The organism is Actinacidiphila epipremni, assembly GCF_012034175.1.
GTDB classification, from domain to species: Bacteria; Actinomycetota; Actinomycetes; order Streptomycetales; family Streptomycetaceae; genus Actinacidiphila; species Actinacidiphila epipremni.
This window is the reverse complement of sequence record NZ_JAATEJ010000003.1, coordinates 24,250-43,560: the sequence shown is the minus strand read 5'-3', so window position 1 is coordinate 43,560 and position 19,311 is coordinate 24,250. Positions and strand designations below refer to the sequence as shown.

Here is a 19,311-nt window from a genome sequence, read left to right as displayed (position 1 = left end):
GCGCTGTCACACCGTCTCCCGCGCCGGCAGGGACTTCGCCGGCGGCGGGACGGCCGCCGCGGACTCCTCGCGCCGCGCCGCCGGGCGGACCAGCAGCACCAGCGCGCCCAGCAGGCCGCCCGCGCTGGCGCCCACGGCCGTCGCGAGGGGCACCGAGGGGGAAGAGGGCGCGTCCGGCGCGGAGGCGGTGGAGAAGACCAGCAGGCGGACGCCCGTCGTCGCGGCGGTGCGGTTGGCGGTCGCGGTGAGGGACTGGGCCACGGCGTTGGCGTAACGGGCCGCGGCGGCACCGCCGGACGCCGTGCCGGTCACCGAGATCATCGGAGCGTCCGGCGAGGTCTGCGACTGCACATGGCCGCGCAGCCGGTCCACCGGCGCACCGGCGGCGGCCCGCGCCCCGGCCAGGACGGCGTCGCCGGTGACGACGCGCCCGTACGCCTGCGCGAAGCCCAGTGCGGTGGGGGAGTCCGCGTGCTGCGGTACGACCATCACGTAACTCGTCGCGGCATATTGCGGGGTCGCCGCGAGTCCGTAACCGAGGCCGCCGAGCAGGCCGACGCCGATGCCCAAGGGCAGCGGGAGCCAGCGGGGTGCCTTCATGGGGGTGCTCATTTCTTCCGGGCGGACGCGAGGGCCGTGGCGTACAGGTCCATGACCCGGTCCGCGGTGTGGGCGATGTGGTAGTGCCCGACCGCCGCGGGCACCGCGAGCCGTACCGGGCCCGCCGCGCGCTGCCGCCCGATCGCGGCGGCGATCTCCTCGGCGGAGCCGCCCGTACGGCACGCGCCGGGCGCGTCCTGCGGCGGCAGGTCCTCGATCGCCGGGCAGGCCGCGTAGAGGACGGGCAGCCCCGCGGCCAGGGCCTCCACCACGGCGAGCCCGAACGCCTCCTCGGCGCTCGGCGAGACGAACAGGTCGGCGGCGGCCAGCACCGCCGGCACCCCCGGCCCGCCGTCCGCGTCCCCGACGATCCGCACCCGGTCGGCCGCACCCGACTGCGCGGCGATCCGCAGCACATTGCCGCGCTCCGGGCCCGCACCGGCGAGCAGCAGATACGTGCCAGGGTTCGCGGCGACCGCCCGCACGAGCCGGTCGAACCGCTTGCCGGGCACGAGGCGGCCGACGCCGGCGACGACGTAGTCCGCCCTCCCCAGCCCCAGCCGGCGCCGGGCGGCGGCACGTACTGCCGGGTCGAAGCGGAAAGGGGCGGGGTCGATGCCGTTGGGCACCAGGTGGATGCGGTCTGCGGGCACGCCCCAGTCCCGCAGCCGCTCCGCCACGGTCGTGGACACCGCGGCGGTGCCCGCCCCCAACCGCTCCGTCGCCCGGTAGAGCGCCCGCGTCCCCGCCCCGAGGGGCCGCCCCTCGATCTGCGAGTCCCCGAGCGAATGCTCGGTGGCCACGACCGCCCGCACCCCCGCCAGCCGCGCGGCGACCCTGCCATAGACGCAGGCGCGGTAAAGGTGCGTATGCACCACGTCGAACCGCCCCGCCCGGATGAACCGCACGAGCCGCGGCACCACCCCCAGGTCCCGATTCCCCCGCATCCCCAGATCCGTGACCCCAACCCCGTCCGCCCGAATCCCCTCCGCCACTTCCCCCGCATTCGTCAACGCCACAACCTCGCACCTGACCCCCACCAACTCCCGCAACAACAACCTGAGCTGCACCTCCGCCCCGCCAACCCCCAACCCCGTAATGACATGCGCCACCTTCACCCCAACCACCCACCGCAACGGCCAAACCGCCCCCCGCCCCTCCCCGCGCGGCGAGCAGCCCCACCCACCCCGGCCCGCCCCTCCAGGGGCGCGAGGAACCGCGCGCCCAGCCGCAACGCACCGGCAGGGACGCACGCGCCGCAAGTGGCAAAACGGATTCCGCCGGGTAGGAGGTGGCGACCAGGCCCATGCGCGAGGGGCCGCCCTTCCAGGGGCGCGGGGAACTGCGCGCCCAGCCACAAGGCACCGATAGGGATGCACGCGCCGCAAGTGGCAGGGCGGATTCCGCCGGGTAGGGCGTGGCGACCAGGCCCATGCGCGAGGGGCCGCCCTTCCAGGGGCGCGGGGAACTGCGCGCCCAGCCGCAACGCACCGGCAGGGATGCACCCACCGCAAGGGGCTGGGCCGGGGGCGTAGCCCCCGGATGCTCCCCCCGCCGGGTGCGGCGCCCGAGCAGGCTCATGCGAGAGGGGCCGCCCCTTCAGGGGCGCGGGGAACTGCGCGCCCAGCCGCAACGCACCGGCAGGGATGCACTCACCGCAAGGGGCAGGGCGGATTCCGCCGGGTAGGGCGTGGCGAGCAGCCCCATGCGCGGGTGGCGGCCCCTCCAGGGGCGCGGGGAACTGCGCGCCCAGCCGCAACGCACCCGCAGGGATGCACCCACCGCAAGGGGCTGGGCCGGGGGCGTAGCCCCCGGATGCTCCCCCCGCCGGGTGCGGCGCCCGACCAGGCGCATGCGCGGGTGGCGGCCCCTCCAGGGGCGCGGGGAACTGCGCGCCCAGCCACAAGGCACCGATAGGGATGCACCCACCGCAAGGGGCAGGGCGGATTCCGCCGGGTAGGGCGTGGCGACCAGGCCCATACGCGGGGGGCCGCCCTTCCAGGGGCGCGGGGAACTGCGCGCCCAGCCACAAGACACCCGCAGGAACGCACCCACCGCAAGGGGCTGGGCCGGGGGCGTAGCCCCCGGATGCTCCCCCCGCCGGGTGCGGCGCCAAGAGCAAGCGCATGCGCCACCCGCCAACCTCCCAGGGGCGCGAGGAACCGCGCGCCCAGCCACAGCGCACCCCCAGCCCCCGCCACACCGCAAGTCGCACCCTCGCGCGCCCACCCCCACCGCACACCGCCCAAGAGCTACCCACGCAGCACCCCCAAAGACATGAGCGGCCCCCGCGCCCCGGGAAACCGATGCAGAAGCCCCTTCGCCAAGAGCCGCCCCGCATGGTCACGCGAGCCCACATACGCGCGGGGAATGGCGAAGTCCCCCTCAAGCCCCGCCGGCGAGGCGACCGCGCAGGCGTGCGCGTAACCCGCGGAGCGCACCGCCGCCACGGCCCGCGCGTCCACCGCCCCGTACGGGTAGCAGAAGCCGTCCACCGGCCGCCCGGTCAACGCGCCGAGCAGCTCCCTGCTCTCACAGACTTCCGCGGCGAGCGTCGTCGCATCGCACCGCGTGAGGTCGACGTGCCGCAGCCCGTGCGACCCGACCTCCATCCCGAACGCGGCCACCGCCCGGATCCCCTCCTGCGTCAGCAGCCCCTTGCGGGGCCCTTCCGCGTCCCACGCGTTCTCGCCGCCGAGCCGCCCCGGCAGGACGTACACGGTCGCCCTGTGCCCGTAGGCCCGCAGCAGCGGCACCGCGGCCGTCAGGAAGTCCTCGTAGCCGTCGTCGAAGGTGAGCCCCACCAGGCCGCGCCCGCGGCCCTCCGCGCGGGCCTCCAGCAGCTCGGTGACGCCGACCCCCGTGAGCCCGGCCCGCCGCAGCCAGCCGAGCTGCGCGGCGAGCCGCCGCGGGCTGACGGTGACCCGGTACGGATCCTGCGCGCACCGCGCCACGGAGTGGTACATCAGCACCCACGGCGCCGACCCGGCGTCATACGGCATGGCGCAAGCTCCTGACGGGTGCGCCGGCGGCCCCTGCCGCGGCGGCGAAGGCGAGCGGGACGGAAAGGCAGCACATGGCCGCACCGAGCACCGCGGGCCCGGGCAGCGCCCGCACCGTGCACCATCCGGCGCCACCGGCCACCACCGCGGCGGCCACGTATCGGGCCACGACCGCGCTCAGCCCCCGCACCCGCACCGGCACCGCCCGTGCGGGCAGCCCGCGCAGCAGGACCGCCGCCGTGAGGCTGATGCCCGCCGCGTTCCCCGCGGCGATGCCGTACGCCCCCCACGGCCCCACCAGGGCCGCGTCGACCGCCATGGTGAGCCCGAGGCCCGCGGCCATCGCCGCGACGGGGTACCAGGTCGGCCGGGCGGCGGAGAAGTACGGCCGGATCAGCGCGCCGACGAGGCTCTGCCCGAGCAGCCCCAGCGCGTACACCCGCATGACGGCGGCGGTCGCCGCGGTGTCGACGGCGTCGAACGCCCCGCGCTGGAAGAGCGTCTGCACGATCTGCGGCGCGCACGCGACGACGTACGCGGTGCCGACGAGCACGACGACGCACGCGAGCGTGAGGTCGCGCTCCACGCGCCGCCGGGCGCCCTCCCGGTCGCCGGTGGCGAGCGCCCGGGCCACCGCGGGGAAGGTGACGGTGCACGCCATGAGCGACAGCACCATCGGCAATTGGGCCACCTTCTGCGCGTAGTTCAGGTGCGAGATCGCCCCGGCGGGAAGCCCCGCGCCGAAGTACCGCTCGACGAGCACCTGCGCCTGCCGGCTGACGGCGAAGAGCACGACCGGCACGACGAGTGCGACGCCCAGCCGCTCCCGCGCAGCCCTTTGCCGCGGCACCCGCGCGTGCCGCCGCCGCGTCAGGCGGCCTCCGCCCGCACACATGTCGGCCGCGGCGCCGGGCAGTTCCTCCGCGCCGGAAGGCCCCACCGGGTGGCGTACCGCCCGTACGAAGGCCGGCAGCTGCACCAAGACCATCAGCGCGCCGCCCACCGCCACGCCGGCCGCCGCCGACTGGACGCCCCACCGGCGGTGGAAGGCCAGCAGCGTGGTGACGATCCCGGCGTTGTAGGCCACGTAGATCGCCGCCGGCGGCAGGAAGCGCTGGTGGGCCCGCAGCGCGGCGCTGAGGTAGCCGGTCAGGCCGAAGGTCAGCAGCGTGACGGCGGTCAGCCGGGTGCAGCTGACGGCCAGCTGCGGATCGGCGAGCCCCGGCGCGAGCAGTCGGACGACGGAAGGCGCCGCCACGTACAGAGCCGCGGTCGCACCGGCCAGCAATACGGCAAGGCGCGGCAATGTACCGCGCACCAGCCCCAGCGCCCCGCCCCTGGCGACAGCCGCGCTGAAGGCGGGGACGAGCAGCAGCGCCATCGCGTCCTCGATGAGCACGGTCGCCGCCAGCTCCGGCACGGTCCAGGCGACGAGGAAGGCGTCGCTGCCGGCTCCGGCGCCGAAGAGCCGCGCGATGACCTGGTCGCGGACCAGCCCGAGCCCCGACCCGGCGATGCTGAGCCCCGCGGTCACCGCGGCGGCGCGGGCGACGAAGCCCCGCGCCGGGCCCGCCACGAGGTCGCGCCGGCCCTCTGGCGGGGCCGGCGCCCGTACCTGCCCGCCGGGGACCCGCGGCCCGGCGTCGGCGCCCTGCGCCCCGTCCCGCAGCCACTGGCTCATCGCGCGGCCCCCTCGGGGGCGTGCAGGGCCCACCACGCCGCCAGGCCCAGGAGCAGGGCCGTCAGGACGGTGGAGGGGCCGCCGATGTCCGCGTAGGCGAAGTCGACGCACTGCCACAGCAGCAGTCCCACCGCGCACAGCCCCGCGGCCCGCGCGCCCGGCGGGCAGCCGCGCAGGCGGCGCAGGCCGAGCGCAAGCACCGCCGCCCAGCCGCCGGCGAGCAGGGAGCAGCCCAGCAGCCCCTGCTCGCTCAGCGCCAGCAGGTACATGTTGTGCGGCGACAGCAGCGGTTCGCGCGTGAAGCCCTGGCCCGCGCCCGCGGTGTCGCTCGCCGAGGACAGGCTCAGCGGTGCGTGGCCGTCGCGTTCGGCGGGGAAGCGCTTGAGGCCCACGCCTGCCGCCGGGTGCTCGCGCCACATGGACAAGGCCGCGGACCAGAGGGTGAAGCGGTCGTTCACGGACGGGTCGGGTACGGCCGTGACCTGGGTGATGCTCGCCGCCCGCGCCCCGATCGCCTGGGAGCCGACGCCGAGCCCGCCCACCAGGACGACGCCCGCCGCGGCCAGCCCGGCGAAGACGCCGACCGCCCGCCGGGGCCCGGCGAGCAGGATCATCGCGCCGCACGCCACCGCCGTCGCGATCCACGTGCCCCGGCTGAAGGACACCGCCAGCGGTACGACGAGCAGCCCGGCGCAGCACGCCGCCGCCATGCGCAGCCGGCGCGGCCGGCCGGGGGAGGGCGGCGCGAGCGCGTAGCCCATTGCCACGACGAGGCCATAGGCCACGACCGTCGCCATGCCCATCACGTCCGAAGGCCCGAACGTGCCGACGGCCCGGACGTCCTGGCCCATGTACGACGCGCCGCTCGCCGTGGCGTACTGCCACGTCCCGACCGCGCCCTGCACCAGGGCCAGCAGCACGATCGCCCCCGCGAGCACCGCGAAGTCCCGTCGGTCGCGCAGCAGCAGCACCACCGCGGCCGGCACCGCCACGAACACCTGCACATAGCGCAGGAATCCGGTGGCGCCCGCGCCCGGATCGAGGGACGTCACCGCGGCGACGGCGAAGCCCACCGCGGGCGCGCCCAGCACCACCGCGGCCACCGCGGTCAGCGGCCGGCGGCGGGCCCGCGCGCAGCGCACCGCGGCGGTCAGCACCAGCACCGCGGAGGCCCCGTCGGCCGGCGTGACCTTCCCCGAGGCGCTGACGTTCCCCGCGGCCACGGGCACGGCCAGCAGCAGCACGGTGGCCAGCGCGGGCAGCAGCGGCGCGTACCGGGACACCCGCCGGGCGAGCAGCGCCGGAAGGAGCGGGCGCTCGGCAATATGCGGGCGGGACGCGGCGGGGGCGAGGGACACGGGCGGCTCAGCTCCCGCCGTGCCGGAAGACCGTGACGGTCGTGCGCAGCAGGATCGTGACGTCCTGCCACAGCGTCCAGCTGTCGATGTAGTGGTTGTCGAAGCGGGCACGGTCCGCGATCGAGGTGTCGCCGCGCAGCCCGTGCACCTGCGCGAGCCCGGTCAGGCCCGCGGGCATCCGGTGCCGGTCGGCGTAACCGGGCAGCGTCTGGCTGAAGTGCGCGACGTAATGCGGGCGTTCCGGGCGCGGCCCGACCAGGCTCATGTCGCCGCGCAGCACATTCCACAGCTGCGGCAGCTCGTCGAGGGAGGTGCGGCGCAGCAGCCGTCCGGTGCGGCTCATCCGGTGGTCCCCGGCGACGCTCCACAAGGTCGCCGACTCGCGTTCGTCGGCGGGGCGCAGAGTGCGGAACTTCAGCAGCGTGAAGGGCCGCCCGTGCAGCCCGACGCGCTCCTGGCGGAAGACGACGCCGGGCCCGTCCGCGAGCCGTACGGCCAGCGCGCAGGCGGCGAGCAGCGGCGCAAGGCACAGCAGCGCGAAGGCGGCGACGGCGGCGTCCAGCGCCCGCTTGCCGCCGCGGGCCACCCGGCTCCCGGCGGGCGGGTACGGGTCGAGCCGGCGGCACGCGTAGCCCCACAGATGGCCGGCTGCGGCCCTGCCGCGCCGCTCGCCCCCCGCCGTGTCGACCTGCCACAGCACGCAGCCCTGGGCGGCCAGCAGCCGCACGGTCGCGGTGGTGCGGGCGTCCAGCGCGCCGGGGCCGGTGACCACGGCGTGCCGCACGGCGTTCTGGATCACCGCGCGCGTGACGTCGCCCGGCGAGGACAGCACGGGCAGCACCGGCGGCGGAAGGTGCTCGGCGGCGCCCTGCGGAGTGCCGCGGCCCGCCGGCTCGGGCGGCGCGGGGCGTACCGGAGCGGGCGCGGCGAGGCCCACCGGGCGCATCCCGTACTCGGGCCTGGCGTGCAGAACCGCGGCAATACGCGCGGCTGCGGCGGCGTCGGAGGCGACGACCAGTGTCGAGGCGGGCCGTTTGCGGGCCAGGTGCCGCCGTGTGCCGTAGACGCCGCCGCGCAGCCCGCCCGCGACGGCGACGGTCACGCCGACGGCCGTCAGCAGCGCCGCCCAGCCGGGCGCGCCGGGCGCGGCCACGACCGCCAGGAGCCCCCAGGCCAGCGCCGTACGCCCGGCCAGGCCCGGCAGCTCGGCGAAGGCGGCGGGCGCGAAACCGGGCCGGTAGAGCCCAGCCCTTTGCTGTGTGACGAGCAGGCACCCGGCGACGAGTCCGCAGGCCGCCACCGCGTGCGGCACCGTGACCGCCGCCGCGGCGGCCACCCCGGCGCAGTCCGCCGCGCCCAGCACCATCCCCACCCGCTCCCGCGCCGCCCGGTGCCGCGGCTGCCCCGCCGCACGCCGCTCGCCCGCCAAGTGCTCACCGCCGCGGCCATAGGCGCGGGACGTGGCCCTTTGCGCCGCCGTTCCGCCGTGCGGCTCGGACGCGGCGGCACCCTGGGCGCCGTGCGGGCGCGGGGGGTTCACCCGGTCGGCGTCCACCTGGTCGCGGGTGCCGAGGGTGGGGTCGGGGGTCACCGGGGGAGCCGCCGGGGGCGTACGGGGTGGGTCAGGGCGAGCGCGTCGCGGTAGAGGGCGGCGACGCCGGACGCGGTACGGGCCACGTCGTGCCGGGCGCGGGCATGGGCCAGGGCGCGCGAGGCCGTGCCGATACGCAGCGGGATGTTGCCCAGGAGGCGCAGCAGCGCCGCGGCGAGGGCGGCGGGGTCGCCGGGCGGGACCAGGCACGTATCGGCGTCGGCGGGGTGGAGGGCCTCGCGGGCGCCGCTGACGTCGCTGGCCACCACCGGGCGCCCGCAGGCCATCGCCTCCAGCGGTGCCAGGGCCATCCCCTCCCAGCGGGAGGGCAGGACGACCACGTCCGCGGCCTGGTACCAGGGCACGGTGTCGCGTGCCGCGCCCGCGAGCAGCACGCCGGGCGGGGCGCCCGCCATGAGCCGCGTGCGGTCGGGGCCGTCGCCGACCAGGACGAGCCGGGCGGCGGGCAGCGCGGCGGCCACCGCTGGCCAGGCCCGCAGCAATACGTCCTGGCCTTTCTGCGGGCACAGCCGTCCGACGCACACCACCAGCGGGGTGCCGGGCCCGGCGTCGGACAGCGCGGGCAGTGCCGCCCGTACGGCGGCGCGGTCGGCGGCCGGGGTGAAGCGCGCGAGGTCGACGCCGTTGCGGACGACCGCCCAGTGGGTGCGCACGCCTGCCTCATGGCCTGCGCGGCGCTCGGCGTCGCTGACGCACAGCACCCGGTCGGCCCAGCGCGCCGCGTACCGCTCCCACGCCCGCGCGGCCCGGGCGGTGGCGGCGCCGGCGGCGTCGAAGGACCAGGCGTGCGGCTGGAAGACGGTCGGCAGCGTCCCGCGCAGGGCGAGCCGGCCGGCGAGCCCGGCCTTCGAGCTGTGCAGGTGCACCAGGTCGGGCCGCACCTGCCGGACGGCCGCGGTCGCCGCCGCGACCTCGCCGGCCAGCCACGGCCCCGGGGCGCGCCGGGCCTGCCACCGTACGACCCGCGCCCCGGCAGCGGCGGCGGCGGGGCCGAGTGCGTCGGGCGCCAGGGCGGCGGCGCCGGACCCGCGGAACTCGCCGCGCCCGTCGCCGGCCGGCCGCGGAACCGGCCCGGGGCAGCAGACGACCACGTCGGCGCCGTCCCGTACCTGCGCGCGGACCAGGTCCACGACGACACGGGCCACGCCGCCCTCGACCGGCTGTGCCATGTGCAGCACCGTCAGGCCGGTCAGCAGCCCGGCGACTGAGTCCCTGTGTTGCGGCATCGCGCGCCGTTCTCCCTCTACGAGCCCCGTCAAACCCCGCCACTCGGTCCCGCGGCCGGCCGAATGCCCGTACACGCTCACGGGCCGTTCCGGCCGTCCCCGGGAAACAGGAATGCACGGTCGCAGAGAAGGGGTAGAAAATCACGCAAGCCGCGCGAACGCGCGCATTATCGAGGCTTCTTACGACGATCACACCGGACGGATTGACGCGCGTGTCAATACGCGTCCGCGGGCTCATCCCCGGACGCCAGTACGGCCGGCTCGCACGGCCGGTCCGGCATCCGGCGTTATCCATTCGGGTGAAAAGTCATTACTCTTCGCGGGCGCGGGGGTTGGGCAGTGCGACCCGTCTTCCGGGGCAATCCCACTCCCGTTCACAAAGGACCCACCGTGATCAAGAAGTTCCTCGCCACGGCCGCCGTGGCCGCCTCCGTCGCGGGCGTCTCGGCGTCGGTCGCCCCGCAGGCGATGGCCATCGGCAACGACGGCGGGACCACCACCGTCAACGGCAACGGTGCCGAGCAGAACTACGGCAACACCTACACCAGCGGCTACATGAGCCCGTCGTTCGCCCTGATCCAGGGCTCGCTCAACAAGCCGTGCCTCGGCCTGCCGGTGAAGGGCAACATCGGCTCGCTCATCGGCCTGATCCCGGTCTCCGTCCAGGACATCAACGTCCTGACCTCGCCGCAGAACCAGCAGTGCGTGGAGAACTCGACCCAGACGCAGGGCGACGAGCCGCTGTCGCACCTCCTGGACAACATCCCGGTCCTGTCCGGGAACGGCCTGGCCAACCACTGACGACGCCCGGCCCGCACCGGCACCGGTCTTTTCATATCGGCGCCTGTATGCCTTATTGCACCGCCCATTCGAGTGGATGATGCCGCTCGGACCGGTGCGGCCAGTCACCTCCGGGCATCACCGCTCGTTGACTTGTCGGCGCGGTGCGCACGGACCCGTCCCAAGGGACCGGCCGGCACGAAATCCGTGACGGCGTTTCAACCGCAGGCGCTGAAAAAAGGAGTAGAAAAGTGAAGAAGCTCACCAAGGCCGCGGCTTTCGCCGCCGGCACCGTCATGGCGATGGGTATCGCCAGCCCGGCGTTCGCCAGCTCCGGCGCCATCGGTGGCGCCGCCCACTCCCCGGGCGTGCTGTCCGGCAACCTCATCCAGGTGCCGGTCCACGTGCCGGTGAACGTCTGCGGCAACACCATCGACGTGATCGGCCTGCTGAACCCCGCGTTCGGCAACGTCTGCGAGAACAACGGCTGACGCCGACCGCACGTCGAAGGACACCGAAGGTCGGGCCGTACGCCCCGATCAGGTACCGCCCCGGCCGAGCGCCCAGCGCACCGGGGCGGTCCGCCATCCGCACCACCTTTGCACCACCCTTTTGCACGAGCGGAGAAATGAGCCGATGCGACGACAGATTCTGAACCGGAGTCTGCTCACCGTTGCTGCCGCGAGCAGCATCCTCGCGGTGACGGGAGGTTATGCGAACGCGGACTCGGACGCGGACGGCGGAGCCCACGACTCCCCGGGCGTGCTGTCCGGAAACAGCGTGAGCGTCCCCGTCGAGGTGCCGCTCAACGCGTGCGGGAATTCCGTCGACGCGGTCGGGCTGCTGAACCCGGCCTTCGGCAACGCCTGCGCCAACAACGCGGCGGCCCCGCACGTCGTGCCGCCCCCGCGGCAGGCCCAGCCGCCCGCGCCCCCGGCGAGCACCCCGCAGCCCCCGGCCTCGACGCCCGAGGTGCACACGCAGCTCGCCGAGACCGGCACCCCCGCCGGCATGGTGGCCGCGGCGACCGGCGCCGGCGCCGCGCTGCTGCTCGGCGGCACGGTGCTCTACCGGCGCTCCACCCGCGCCGCGCGCATCCGCCGCACGTACTCCTGACCCGGCTCCGCGCACCGTTTCCGTTGCGCTGCGTAGTCGTTGACCAACCGACAGACATCCCCGCGTTACCGAAAGGGTGGCACGTGAAGTACTCGAAGGTCGCAGCCGTCGTGGCCGGCTCCGTGATGGCGGTCGGCGTGGGCGCGCCCGCGTTCGCCGACAGCAACACCGTCGACGCCCACAACATGAGCACGATGCCCACCAGCGTGAACACCGGCATGGACCAGGCGCTCAACGAGCAGCCGCTGCAGAAGGTCGCCGGCACCGTGCCGGTGGACTCCACGATGCACACCCTCGGTGACGCGACCGATGACATCAAGGGCGGCGCCCCCGCGCAGGATCTCGCCGGGGACGCCCTCGGTGCCACTCAGAACGTCACGTCGTCCGGCCTGGCCGACGCCGTGCCGGGCGCGTCGCTGCTCGGCGGGCTGCCGGTGTCCGGGCTGCTGGGCGGGCTTCCCGTCGGCGGCCTGCTCGGCGGCCTTGGCGGCTGACGCCCCGTCAGGCCCCCGGTGGGCCTGCTCCGCCATCGGAGTGAATCGCCGGAACCAAACCCTCGGTGAGCGGTTGATCAGATCGCTCAGCCTTCCTTCCACAACCGTGCATACGAGCACCGCAAAGGGAAACACAATGATCAAGAAGATGCTCGCCGGAGCCGCCCTCGCCGCCTCCGTCGTCGCCGTCGGCGCCACCGCCGCCCCGGCCATGGCTCTCGGCGACGACCAGGGCACCACCACGGTCAACGGCAACGGCGCCGAGCAGAACTACGGCAACACCGTCACCAGCGGCACCGAGAGCCCGCAGCTCGGCCTGGTCCAGGGCTCGCTGAACAAGCCGTGCCTGGGCATCCCGGTCAAGGCCAACGTCGGCTCGCTGGTCGGCCTCATCCCGGTCACCGTCCAGGACGTCAACGTCCTGACGTCGCCGCAGAACCAGCAGTGCGCCGAGAACTCGACGCAGGCCCAGGGCGACGAGCCGCTGTCGCACATCGTCGACGACATCCCGGTCCTGTCCGGCAACGGCACCGCGAACGGCTGAGCTTCCGCCGTATCCGCACCATCTGCGTGACCCTCGGGCCGCCGGCGCTCTTCCCGCCGGCGGCCCTTCCGCATGCCCGCCACCGCCCTCGCGGCACCCCCGCGGCCCACCACCCGCGCTGCCCCGCCGTAGCGCCCGGCCCCTGACCTGGGCCCTCGGCTCATGGCAGGAAAGGTGGGGAATCCGTCATTGCCGCCATCGCGCCGCCACTGCCACGCTGGACGCCGTGACCGGACGCGACCCCACCCACGACGTGCTCATCGTCCTCTTCGACGGCGTCCAGAGCCTCGACGTGACGGGCCCGCTGGAGGTCTTCACCGCGGCCGTACAGGCCGCCGCGGCCACCCCGCGGGCCCCCGCCTCGGAAGCCGCCCGCCCGGCCCCGTACCGCGTCCGTACCGCCTCCCCGGGCGGCCGGCCGGTGCGGACCTCCGCCGGGCTGCGGATCGTGCCCGACACGGGCCTGGAGACCGCCGCCACGCCCGGCACGCTGCTCGTGCCCGGCGGGCAGGGCACGCACCGGCCCGAACCGGAGGTCGTCGCCCGTGTCGCGGCCCTCGCGCCCGGCGCCCGCCGGGTGGTGTCGGTCTGCACCGGCGCGTTCCTGCTCGCGGAAGCCGGCCTGCTCGACGGCCGCCGCGCCACCACCCACTGGGCCTATTGCGCGACCCTCGCCCGCCGCTTCCCCGCCACCGAAGTCGACCCCGAGCCGATCTTCGTCCGCGACGGCAAATACGCCACGTCCGCCGGCGTCACCGCCGGTATCGACCTGGCCCTTGCGCTGGTGGAGGAGGACCTCGGGCGGGACGCCGCGCTCGCCGTGGCCCGCGGGCTCGTGGTCTTCCTGCGCCGGCCCGGCGGACAGGCGCAGTTCAGCGCGCAACTGGCCGCGCAAATTGCCGAGCGGGAGCCGTTGCGCGACGTCCAGCGCTGGATCACCGAGCACCCCGAGGCGGACCTGAGCGTGGACGCGCTCGCCGCCCGGGCCGCACTGTCCCCCCGGCAGTTCGCCCGCGCCTTCCGAGCGGAGGTCGGCGTCACACCCGGCCAGTACGTCGACCGGGCCCGCCTGGAGGCCGCCCGCAGGCTGCTGGAGGACACCGCCTTCGGTGTCGCCGAGATCGCCCGCGCGGCCGGCTACGGCACCCCCGAGGCCATGCGCCGCGCCTTCCTGCGCAGCCTCGCCGTCCCGCCCGCGGAATACCGCCGGCGTTTCCACACCGTCAGGAGCTGAGCCCCGCCATGCAGACAGCCGCCCTGCTCTACCCGGGCTTCACCGCGCTCGACGTCGTCGGCCCGTACGAGATCCTGTCCCGGATACCGGGCGCCGAGGTGGTCTTCACCGCCGTCGAGGCCGGCCCGGTGCGTACCGACATGGCGAGCCTCGCGCTCACCGCGGACCGGCCGCTGGCCGAGGTCACCGCGCCCGACCTGGTGCTCGTCCCCGGCGGCCCGGGGACGCAGGCCGCACTCGCCGACCCGGCGGTCCTGGAGTGGCTGCGGGCCGTCGACCCGGGCACGACATGGACCACGTCGGTCTGCTCGGGGTCCTTGATCCTCGCGGCGGCCGGCCTGCTGAACGGCCGCCGCGCCACGTCCCACTGGATCGCCCTCGACACCCTGCCGCTCCTCGGGGCGGTGCCCACTGCCGAGCGGGTCGTTTTCGACGGCAAATATGCGACGGCGGCGGGTGTCTCCGCGGGCATCGACCTCGCCCTGCACCTGGCCGGCCGGCTCGCCGGCGACGCGGTCGCCGAGGCGATCCAACTCGTCGTCGAATACGCCCCCGAGCCGCCCTACGCCGCGGGCTCCGCCGCGACCGCCCCGCCCGCCCTCGTCGAGACGCTGCGCTCCACCTCCCTCGCCGTCCCGGCCCTCTGAGGCCCGAGGCCCCTCACCGCGCCACCGGCCGGCCTGTAAGGCCCGCGTAACCCCGCGCTGACCGCGGGTTTGACGTCGGCGTAATCGCGGGGCCCTAGCGTCGGACGCGTGCGCGGCCGAGTGGCCGCGGGTGGGAGGCCCGCAGGGTGAGCACGACGGTGCGGACGGTCTGCTCGTACTGCGGGGTCGGCTGCGGCCTGCTCCTGGACGTGGGAGCGGGCCCCGACGGGCGGCGTACCGTCCTCAAGGCCCGCGGGGACACCGCGCACCCGGCCAACCACGGCAAACTGTGCACCAAGGGCGCCACCACCGCCGACATGCTCGCCGCGCCCGGCCGCCTGACCACCGCACTGGTCAGAGCCGACCGCGGCGCCGAACCCGTGCCGGCGCCCATGGCGCAGGCGATCGCCGAGACCGGCGCGCGGCTGCGGGCCGTCGTCGACGCCCACGGCCCGGACGCCTTCGCCCTCTACGTCTCGGGGCAGCTCAGCCTGGAAGCGCAGTACCTGGCGAACAAGCTCGCCAAGGGCTTCGTCCGCACCAACCAGATCGAGTCCAACTCCCGCCTGTGCATGGCCAGCGCCGGCAGCGGCTACAAGCTGTCGCTCGGCGCGGACGGCCCGCCCGGCTCGTACGAGGACCTGGACCGCGCCGACCTCTTCCTCGTCATCGGCTCCAACATGGCCGACTGCCACCCCGTCCTCTTCCTGCGGATGATGAACCGCGTCAAGCAGGGCGCCAAGCTCGTCGTCGTCGACCCGCGGCGCACCGCGACCGCCGTGAAGGCGGACCTCCACCTCCAACTGCGCCCCGGCACCGACCTCGCCCTGCTCAACGGCCTGCTCCATCTGCTGCACGCCGACGGCCGCACGGACACCGACTTCATCGCCCGCTGGACCGAGGGCTGGGAGGCGATGCCGGAATTCCTCGCCGACTACCCGCCCGCCACCGTCGCCGGGACCACCGGCGTCCCCGAAGCCGACCTCCGCCGCGCCGCCGACCTCATCGGCGAGGCCGCCGCATGGGTGAGCTGCTGGACGATGGGCCTCAACCAGTCCACGCACGGCACCTGGAACACCAACGCCCTGATCAACCTGCACCTGGCCACCGGCGCCATATGCCGGCCCGGCAGCGGCCCCTTCTCCCTCACCGGCCAGCCCAACGCCATGGGCGGCCGGGAAATGGGCTACATGGGCCCAGGCCTGCCCGGCCAGCGCTCCGTGCTCGTCGCGGAGGACCGGGCCTTCGCCGAGGACATGTGGGGCCTGCCGCCCGGCACATTGCGGGCGGACGGCGTCGGGCGCGGCACCATCGACATGTTCCGGCGGATGGCGGACGGCGACATCAAGGCGTGCTGGATCATCTGCACCAACCCGGTCGCCTCGGTGGGCAACCGCCGCACCGTCATCGAGGGCCTGGAGGCGGCCGAGTTCGTCGTCACCCAGGACGTTTTCGCCGACACCGAGACCAACGCGTACGCCGACGTCGTCCTGCCCGGCGCCATGTGGACGGAGTCCGAGGGCGTCCTGGTCAACAGCGAGCGCAACCTCACCCTCGCCGGCCGGGCCGTCGACCCGCCCGGCGAGGCGCTGCCGGACTGGCGCATCATCGCCGAGGTCGCCAAGGCCATGGGCTACGGCGACGCCTTCGACTACGCCGGGCCCGAGGAGGTCTTCGACGAGATACGCCGCGCCCACAACCCGCACACCGGCTACGACCTGCGGGGCGTGACGTACGAGCGGCTGCGCGCGACCCCCGTGCAGTGGCCCGCCCCGACGCCCGACGGCCCGGACCGCAACCCCATCCGCTACGTCGAGGACGACGGCCGGCTGCGCTTTCCCACCGCCAGTGGCAGAGCCGTCTTCCACGCCCGCCCTCATGTGCCGCCGGCCGAGATGCCCGACGACGACTTCCCCTTCGTGCTCAACACCGGCCGCGTGCAGCACCAATGGCACACGCTGACGAAGACCGGCAAGGTCGCCAAGCTCAACCGCCTCAACCCCGGGCCCTTTGTGGAGCTGAACCCGCGCGACGCCGCGGAACTCGGCATAGCGGAGGGCGACAAGGTCGAGGTCGCCTCGCGGCGCGGGCGCGCCGTCCTGCCCGCGGTGCTCACCGACCGCGTCCTGCCCGGCTGCTGCTTCGCGCCCTTCCACTGGAACGACCTCTTCGGCGAGTACCTGAGCGTCAACGCGGTGACCAGCGACGCGGTCGACCCGGTGTCCTTCCAGCCGGAGCTGAAGGTATGCGCGGTGGCGCTGAGCAAGGTCGCGTCGGGCACGGGGGGCGCCGCACAGGGTGCCGGGACCGCGGACGGGGCGGCCGGCTCGGCAATGGGCCACGCCGGCGCCCTTCCCGCAGCGCTTGCCGGAGCCGCCGCGCAGTCCGGGGCCGCCGTAATGGGTGGGGCCGCGGCAATGGGTGGGGCCGGCACGCCGCCCGGCGCCGGCCGCGCCCTGCCCGCCGCTGCCGTGCCCGAGGGCGCCGCGGGCGTCTTCGGGATACGGGACACCGCCCCGCCCGTCCTCGCCGAGCACGAACGCCGCTACCTCGTCGGCTTCCTCGCCGGCCTCGGCTCGGGCCTCGCGGGCGTGCCCGTGCTGCCGCCGGACGCGCCCTTCACGCCCGAGCACGCGCAATGGGTCAACGGGGCGCTCGCCGGGATGTACTCGCGCAGCCCGGAGCCTGCGCCCATTGCGGAGCCGCCGGCGGCCGAGGCCCGGCGGGAGGTGCTGGTCCTGTGGGCCTCGCAGACCGGCAACGCCGAGGACTTCGCCGCCACCGCCGCCGCCCGGCTGACCGGCACCGGGCACCGGGCGACCCTGCTCGGCATGGCCGACGCCTCCCCCGCCGCGCTGCCCGCCGCGGCCGACCTGCTGCTCATCACCAGCACCTTCGGCGACGGCGACGCCCCCGACAACGGCACCGGCTTCTGGGACGCCCTCACCGCCCCCGACAGCCCGCGCCTGGACGGCCGCCGCTTCGCCGTGCTGGCCTTCGGCGACTCCTCCTACGCCGACTTCTGCGGCCACGGCCGCCGCCTCGACGAGCGCCTCGGCGAACTCGGCGGCATCCGCCTCGCCCCGCGCACCGACTGCGAACCGGACTACGAGCCGTCGGCCGGCGCATGGCTGGACCAGGTCCTGGCCGCGCTCTCCGCCCCGGGAACCGCCCCCGCCGCCCCGGAGAGCGCCCCTGCCGCCCCCGCGGCTGCCCCGAGCGCCCCCGCCGCCCTCGCGCCGGACGCCGCACCGCCGCAAGCCACCCGCCCGCAAGCCGCCCGCTCCCAGGCCCTCCGCCCCGCCGCCGGCACCGCCCGCCTCACCGGCAACCGCCTGCTGAGCCTGCCCGGCGCCGCCAAGGAGGTACGCCGGTTCACCCTCGACACCCGCGACAGCCCCGTCCCCCTCCCGTACGAGGCCGGCGACGCCCTCGCCGTCACCCCGGTCAACGCCGCCCCCCTCGTCGCCGAATGGCTCGACGCCACCGGGCTGGACCCGGACGCCACCGTCACGCTCCCCGGCGTCGGCGACACCACGCTGCACGACGCCCTGCGCCACCACCTCGACATCATCCGCATCACACCCGACCTGCTGCGGTTCGTCTACGACCGCACCCATGACCGGCACCTGCACAAATTGCTGCGCCCCGACAACAAGGACGAGCTGGCCAAGTGGTCCTGGGGCCGGCAGGCCGTCGACGTCGTCGCCGAACACGCTGTCGGCGCCTCCGCGCAGGAGTGGGCCGAGGCGCTGAAGAAGCTCCAGGCCCGGCAGTATTCGATCTCCTCCAGCCCGCTCACGGACCCGTACACGATCGCCCTGACCGTCTCCGTCGTGCGGTACGAGAGCCCCGCCGGGAGGCCGCGCGGCGGCGTCTGCTCGCCCTTCCTGGCCGACGCCGAACCCGGTACCGAAGTGCCCGTGCAGGTGCGGCGGGCCCCGCACTTCCGGCCGCCGGCCGACCCGGCCACGCCGATGGTCATGGTGGGCCCCGGCACCGGCATCGCGCCCTTCCTGGGCTTCCTCGACGAGCGCCGCGCCCGCGGCCACCGCGCCCCGAACTGGCTGTTCTTCGGCGAGCAGCACCGCGCCACCGACTTCTACTACCGCGACGACCTCGCCGCCCGCCTCGCCGACGGCTCCCTCGCCCGCCTGGACACCGCCTTCTCCCGCGACCAGCGCGCCAAGGTCTACGTCCAGGACCGGATGCGCGCGCACGGCCCGCTGCTGTGGTCCTGGCTCCAGGACGGCGCCCACCTGTACGTGTGCGGCGACGCGGCCCGTATGGCCAAGGACGTCGACCGCGCCCTGCACGAGGTCGCCGCCACCCACGGCGGCCTGTCGCCGGAGGCGGCGACGGCGTACGTCAAGCAGCTCGCCGCCGACAAGCGATACGTGCGCGACGTCTACTGAGCACGACCTCGCCCATTGCGTCGGCTTCGCCTATTGCGTCGAGTCCGCCCATTGCCGAGCCGGCTTCGCCTCTTGCGCCGGCCCGGCACATCGCACCCGGCAACCGCCGGGCGTTCGGGCGTCCTCAGCTGAGGATCTTCTGCTTGGCCCGCTGGAACTCCTCCTCCGTCAGGTGCCCGGAGTTCTTCATGTCGGCGAGCTTGGCCAGCTCGTCGGCCGCGCCGCCCGAGGTCCCGGAGCCGCCGCCCGCCGCGGTCTTGCGGACGTAGTCGTCGAACTCCGCGCGCTGCGCCTTTGCGTGCGTCGCCTCGCGCCGCCCCATGCCGGCGCCGCGCACGCACACGTACACGAACACGCCGAGGAAGGGCAGGACCAGCACGAAGACCAGCCACGCGGTCTTGACCCAGCCGTTCATGGTGTCGTCGCGGAAGATGTCCACGACGATCCGGAAGAGCAGGAAGACCCACAGCACCCACAGGAAGACCCACAACGCGGTCAGGAAGGCGCCGAGCACGGGGTAGTCGTAGGCGAGATAGACGGTGTCGGTGTTGCTCATGGTCGTGGCCTCCGGTTTCTTCCGTTCAGGCGAGGGGAGTCAGGCC

The 19,311-nt window shown here is 75.2% G+C and carries 16 protein-coding genes; 8 read left to right on the top strand and 8 right to left on the bottom strand.

The genetic code is table 11. From position 1 onward, the window contains the following. Positions 1 to 6: 6 nt before the first annotated feature. The 7 genes from HCN08_RS05340 to HCN08_RS05310 form a co-directional block, all read right to left on the bottom strand. Entirely contained in the window at positions 7 to 600 is a 594-nt protein-coding gene (locus tag HCN08_RS05340) for a lipopolysaccharide biosynthesis protein (RefSeq protein WP_240969823.1), read from the bottom strand. Between the two features lie 8 nt (positions 601 to 608). Then, positions 609 to 1,718 (bottom strand): glycosyltransferase, encoded by a 1,110-nt coding sequence (locus tag HCN08_RS05335; RefSeq protein WP_167981714.1) that lies wholly within the window; start codon positions 1,716 to 1,718, stop codon positions 609 to 611. A gap of 1,134 nt (positions 1,719 to 2,852) precedes the next feature. After that, the gene (locus tag HCN08_RS05330) at positions 2,853 to 3,602 is read right to left on the bottom strand and encodes a polysaccharide deacetylase family protein (RefSeq protein ID WP_240969796.1); all 750 of its coding nucleotides are present in this window, start codon (positions 3,600 to 3,602) and stop codon (positions 2,853 to 2,855) included. Further along, on the bottom strand, positions 3,592 to 5,283 hold the full coding sequence (locus tag HCN08_RS05325) for a lipid II flippase MurJ (protein WP_167981713.1): 1,692 nt from the start codon (positions 5,281 to 5,283) through the stop codon (positions 3,592 to 3,594). Before HCN08_RS05325 ends, HCN08_RS05330 begins: the two co-directional genes overlap by 11 nt. Then, positions 5,280 to 6,641: an O-antigen ligase family protein gene (locus tag HCN08_RS05320; protein ID WP_407648681.1), complete on the bottom strand. Its 1,362-nt coding sequence runs from the start codon at positions 6,639 to 6,641 to the stop codon at positions 5,280 to 5,282. The genes HCN08_RS05325 and HCN08_RS05320 overlap by 4 nt, the downstream gene beginning before the upstream one ends. Before the next feature lie 7 nt (positions 6,642 to 6,648). Beyond that, on the bottom strand, positions 6,649 to 8,232 hold the full coding sequence (locus HCN08_RS05315; RefSeq protein ID WP_322974244.1) for an exopolysaccharide biosynthesis polyprenyl glycosylphosphotransferase: 1,584 nt from the start codon (positions 8,230 to 8,232) through the stop codon (positions 6,649 to 6,651). Next, on the bottom strand, positions 8,229 to 9,479 hold the full coding sequence (locus HCN08_RS05310; protein WP_167981712.1) for a glycosyltransferase family 4 protein: 1,251 nt from the start codon (positions 9,477 to 9,479) through the stop codon (positions 8,229 to 8,231). Before HCN08_RS05310 ends, HCN08_RS05315 begins: the two co-directional genes overlap by 4 nt. A gap of 390 nt (positions 9,480 to 9,869) precedes the next feature. Between HCN08_RS05310 and HCN08_RS05305 the strand changes: the two genes are divergently transcribed. The 8 genes from HCN08_RS05305 (at position 9,870) to HCN08_RS05270 (ending at position 18,709) form a co-directional block, all read left to right on the top strand. Continuing rightward, a complete protein-coding gene (locus HCN08_RS05305) occupies positions 9,870 to 10,280 on the top strand; it encodes a rodlin (RefSeq protein WP_167981711.1) in 411 nt (136 codons plus the stop codon). Positions 10,281 to 10,555: 275 nt separating this feature from the next. Next, entirely contained in the window at positions 10,556 to 10,750 is a 195-nt protein-coding gene (locus HCN08_RS05300; protein ID WP_167982027.1) for a chaplin, read from the top strand. A 145-nt stretch (positions 10,751 to 10,895) separates the two neighbouring features. Beyond that, entirely contained in the window at positions 10,896 to 11,375 is a 480-nt protein-coding gene (locus HCN08_RS36415; RefSeq protein ID WP_167981710.1) for a chaplin, read from the top strand. Between the two features lie 83 nt (positions 11,376 to 11,458). Beyond that, positions 11,459 to 11,869 carry a hypothetical protein gene (locus HCN08_RS05290; protein ID WP_167981709.1) on the top strand — a complete coding sequence of 137 codons (411 nt, stop codon included), beginning with the start codon at positions 11,459 to 11,461 and terminating at the stop codon, positions 11,867 to 11,869. A gap of 136 nt (positions 11,870 to 12,005) precedes the next feature. Further along, positions 12,006 to 12,413, top strand: coding sequence for a rodlin (locus HCN08_RS05285; RefSeq protein ID WP_167981708.1), 408 nt, complete (start codon positions 12,006 to 12,008; stop codon positions 12,411 to 12,413). Between the two features lie 226 nt (positions 12,414 to 12,639). Beyond that, positions 12,640 to 13,647 carry a GlxA family transcriptional regulator gene (locus HCN08_RS05280; protein ID WP_322974243.1) on the top strand — a complete coding sequence of 336 codons (1,008 nt, stop codon included), beginning with the start codon at positions 12,640 to 12,642 and terminating at the stop codon, positions 13,645 to 13,647. 8 nt (positions 13,648 to 13,655) lie between these two features. Continuing rightward, complete coding sequence (locus tag HCN08_RS05275) at positions 13,656 to 14,294, top strand: DJ-1/PfpI family protein (protein WP_167981707.1); 639 nt, start codon at positions 13,656 to 13,658, stop codon at positions 14,292 to 14,294. 146 nt (positions 14,295 to 14,440) lie between these two features. Continuing rightward, on the top strand, positions 14,441 to 18,709 hold the full coding sequence (locus HCN08_RS05270; RefSeq protein ID WP_167981706.1) for a molybdopterin-dependent oxidoreductase: 4,269 nt from the start codon (positions 14,441 to 14,443) through the stop codon (positions 18,707 to 18,709). A 124-nt stretch (positions 18,710 to 18,833) separates the two neighbouring features. Here the strand turns inward: HCN08_RS05270 and HCN08_RS05265 are convergent, their stop codons facing one another. Then, positions 18,834 to 19,265 carry an SHOCT domain-containing protein gene (locus HCN08_RS05265; protein ID WP_167981705.1) on the bottom strand — a complete coding sequence of 144 codons (432 nt, stop codon included), beginning with the start codon at positions 19,263 to 19,265 and terminating at the stop codon, positions 18,834 to 18,836. Positions 19,266 to 19,311 lie beyond the last annotated feature (46 nt).

Bases quoted from the DNA above. Each gene is read 5' to 3' on its own strand.
- HCN08_RS05265 (WP_167981705.1), bottom strand. From the start codon at position 19,265: ATGAGCAACACCGACACCGTCTATCTCGCCTACGACTACCCCGTGCTC.
- HCN08_RS05340 (WP_240969823.1), bottom strand. From the start codon at position 600: ATGAAGGCACCCCGCTGGCTCCCGCTGCCCTTGGGCATCGGCGTCGGC.
- HCN08_RS05275 (WP_167981707.1), top strand. From the start codon at position 13,656: ATGCAGACAGCCGCCCTGCTCTACCCGGGCTTCACCGCGCTCGACGTC.
- HCN08_RS36415 (WP_167981710.1), top strand. From the start codon at position 10,896: ATGCGACGACAGATTCTGAACCGGAGTCTGCTCACCGTTGCTGCCGCG.
- HCN08_RS05300 (WP_167982027.1), top strand. From the start codon at position 10,556: ATGGCGATGGGTATCGCCAGCCCGGCGTTCGCCAGCTCCGGCGCCATC.
- HCN08_RS05325 (WP_167981713.1), bottom strand. From the start codon at position 5,283: ATGAGCCAGTGGCTGCGGGACGGGGCGCAGGGCGCCGACGCCGGGCCG.
- HCN08_RS05310 (WP_167981712.1), bottom strand. From the start codon at position 9,479: ATGCCGCAACACAGGGACTCAGTCGCCGGGCTGCTGACCGGCCTGACG.
- HCN08_RS05330 (WP_240969796.1), bottom strand. From the start codon at position 3,602: ATGCCGTATGACGCCGGGTCGGCGCCGTGGGTGCTGATGTACCACTCC.
- HCN08_RS05285 (WP_167981708.1), top strand. From the start codon at position 12,006: ATGATCAAGAAGATGCTCGCCGGAGCCGCCCTCGCCGCCTCCGTCGTC.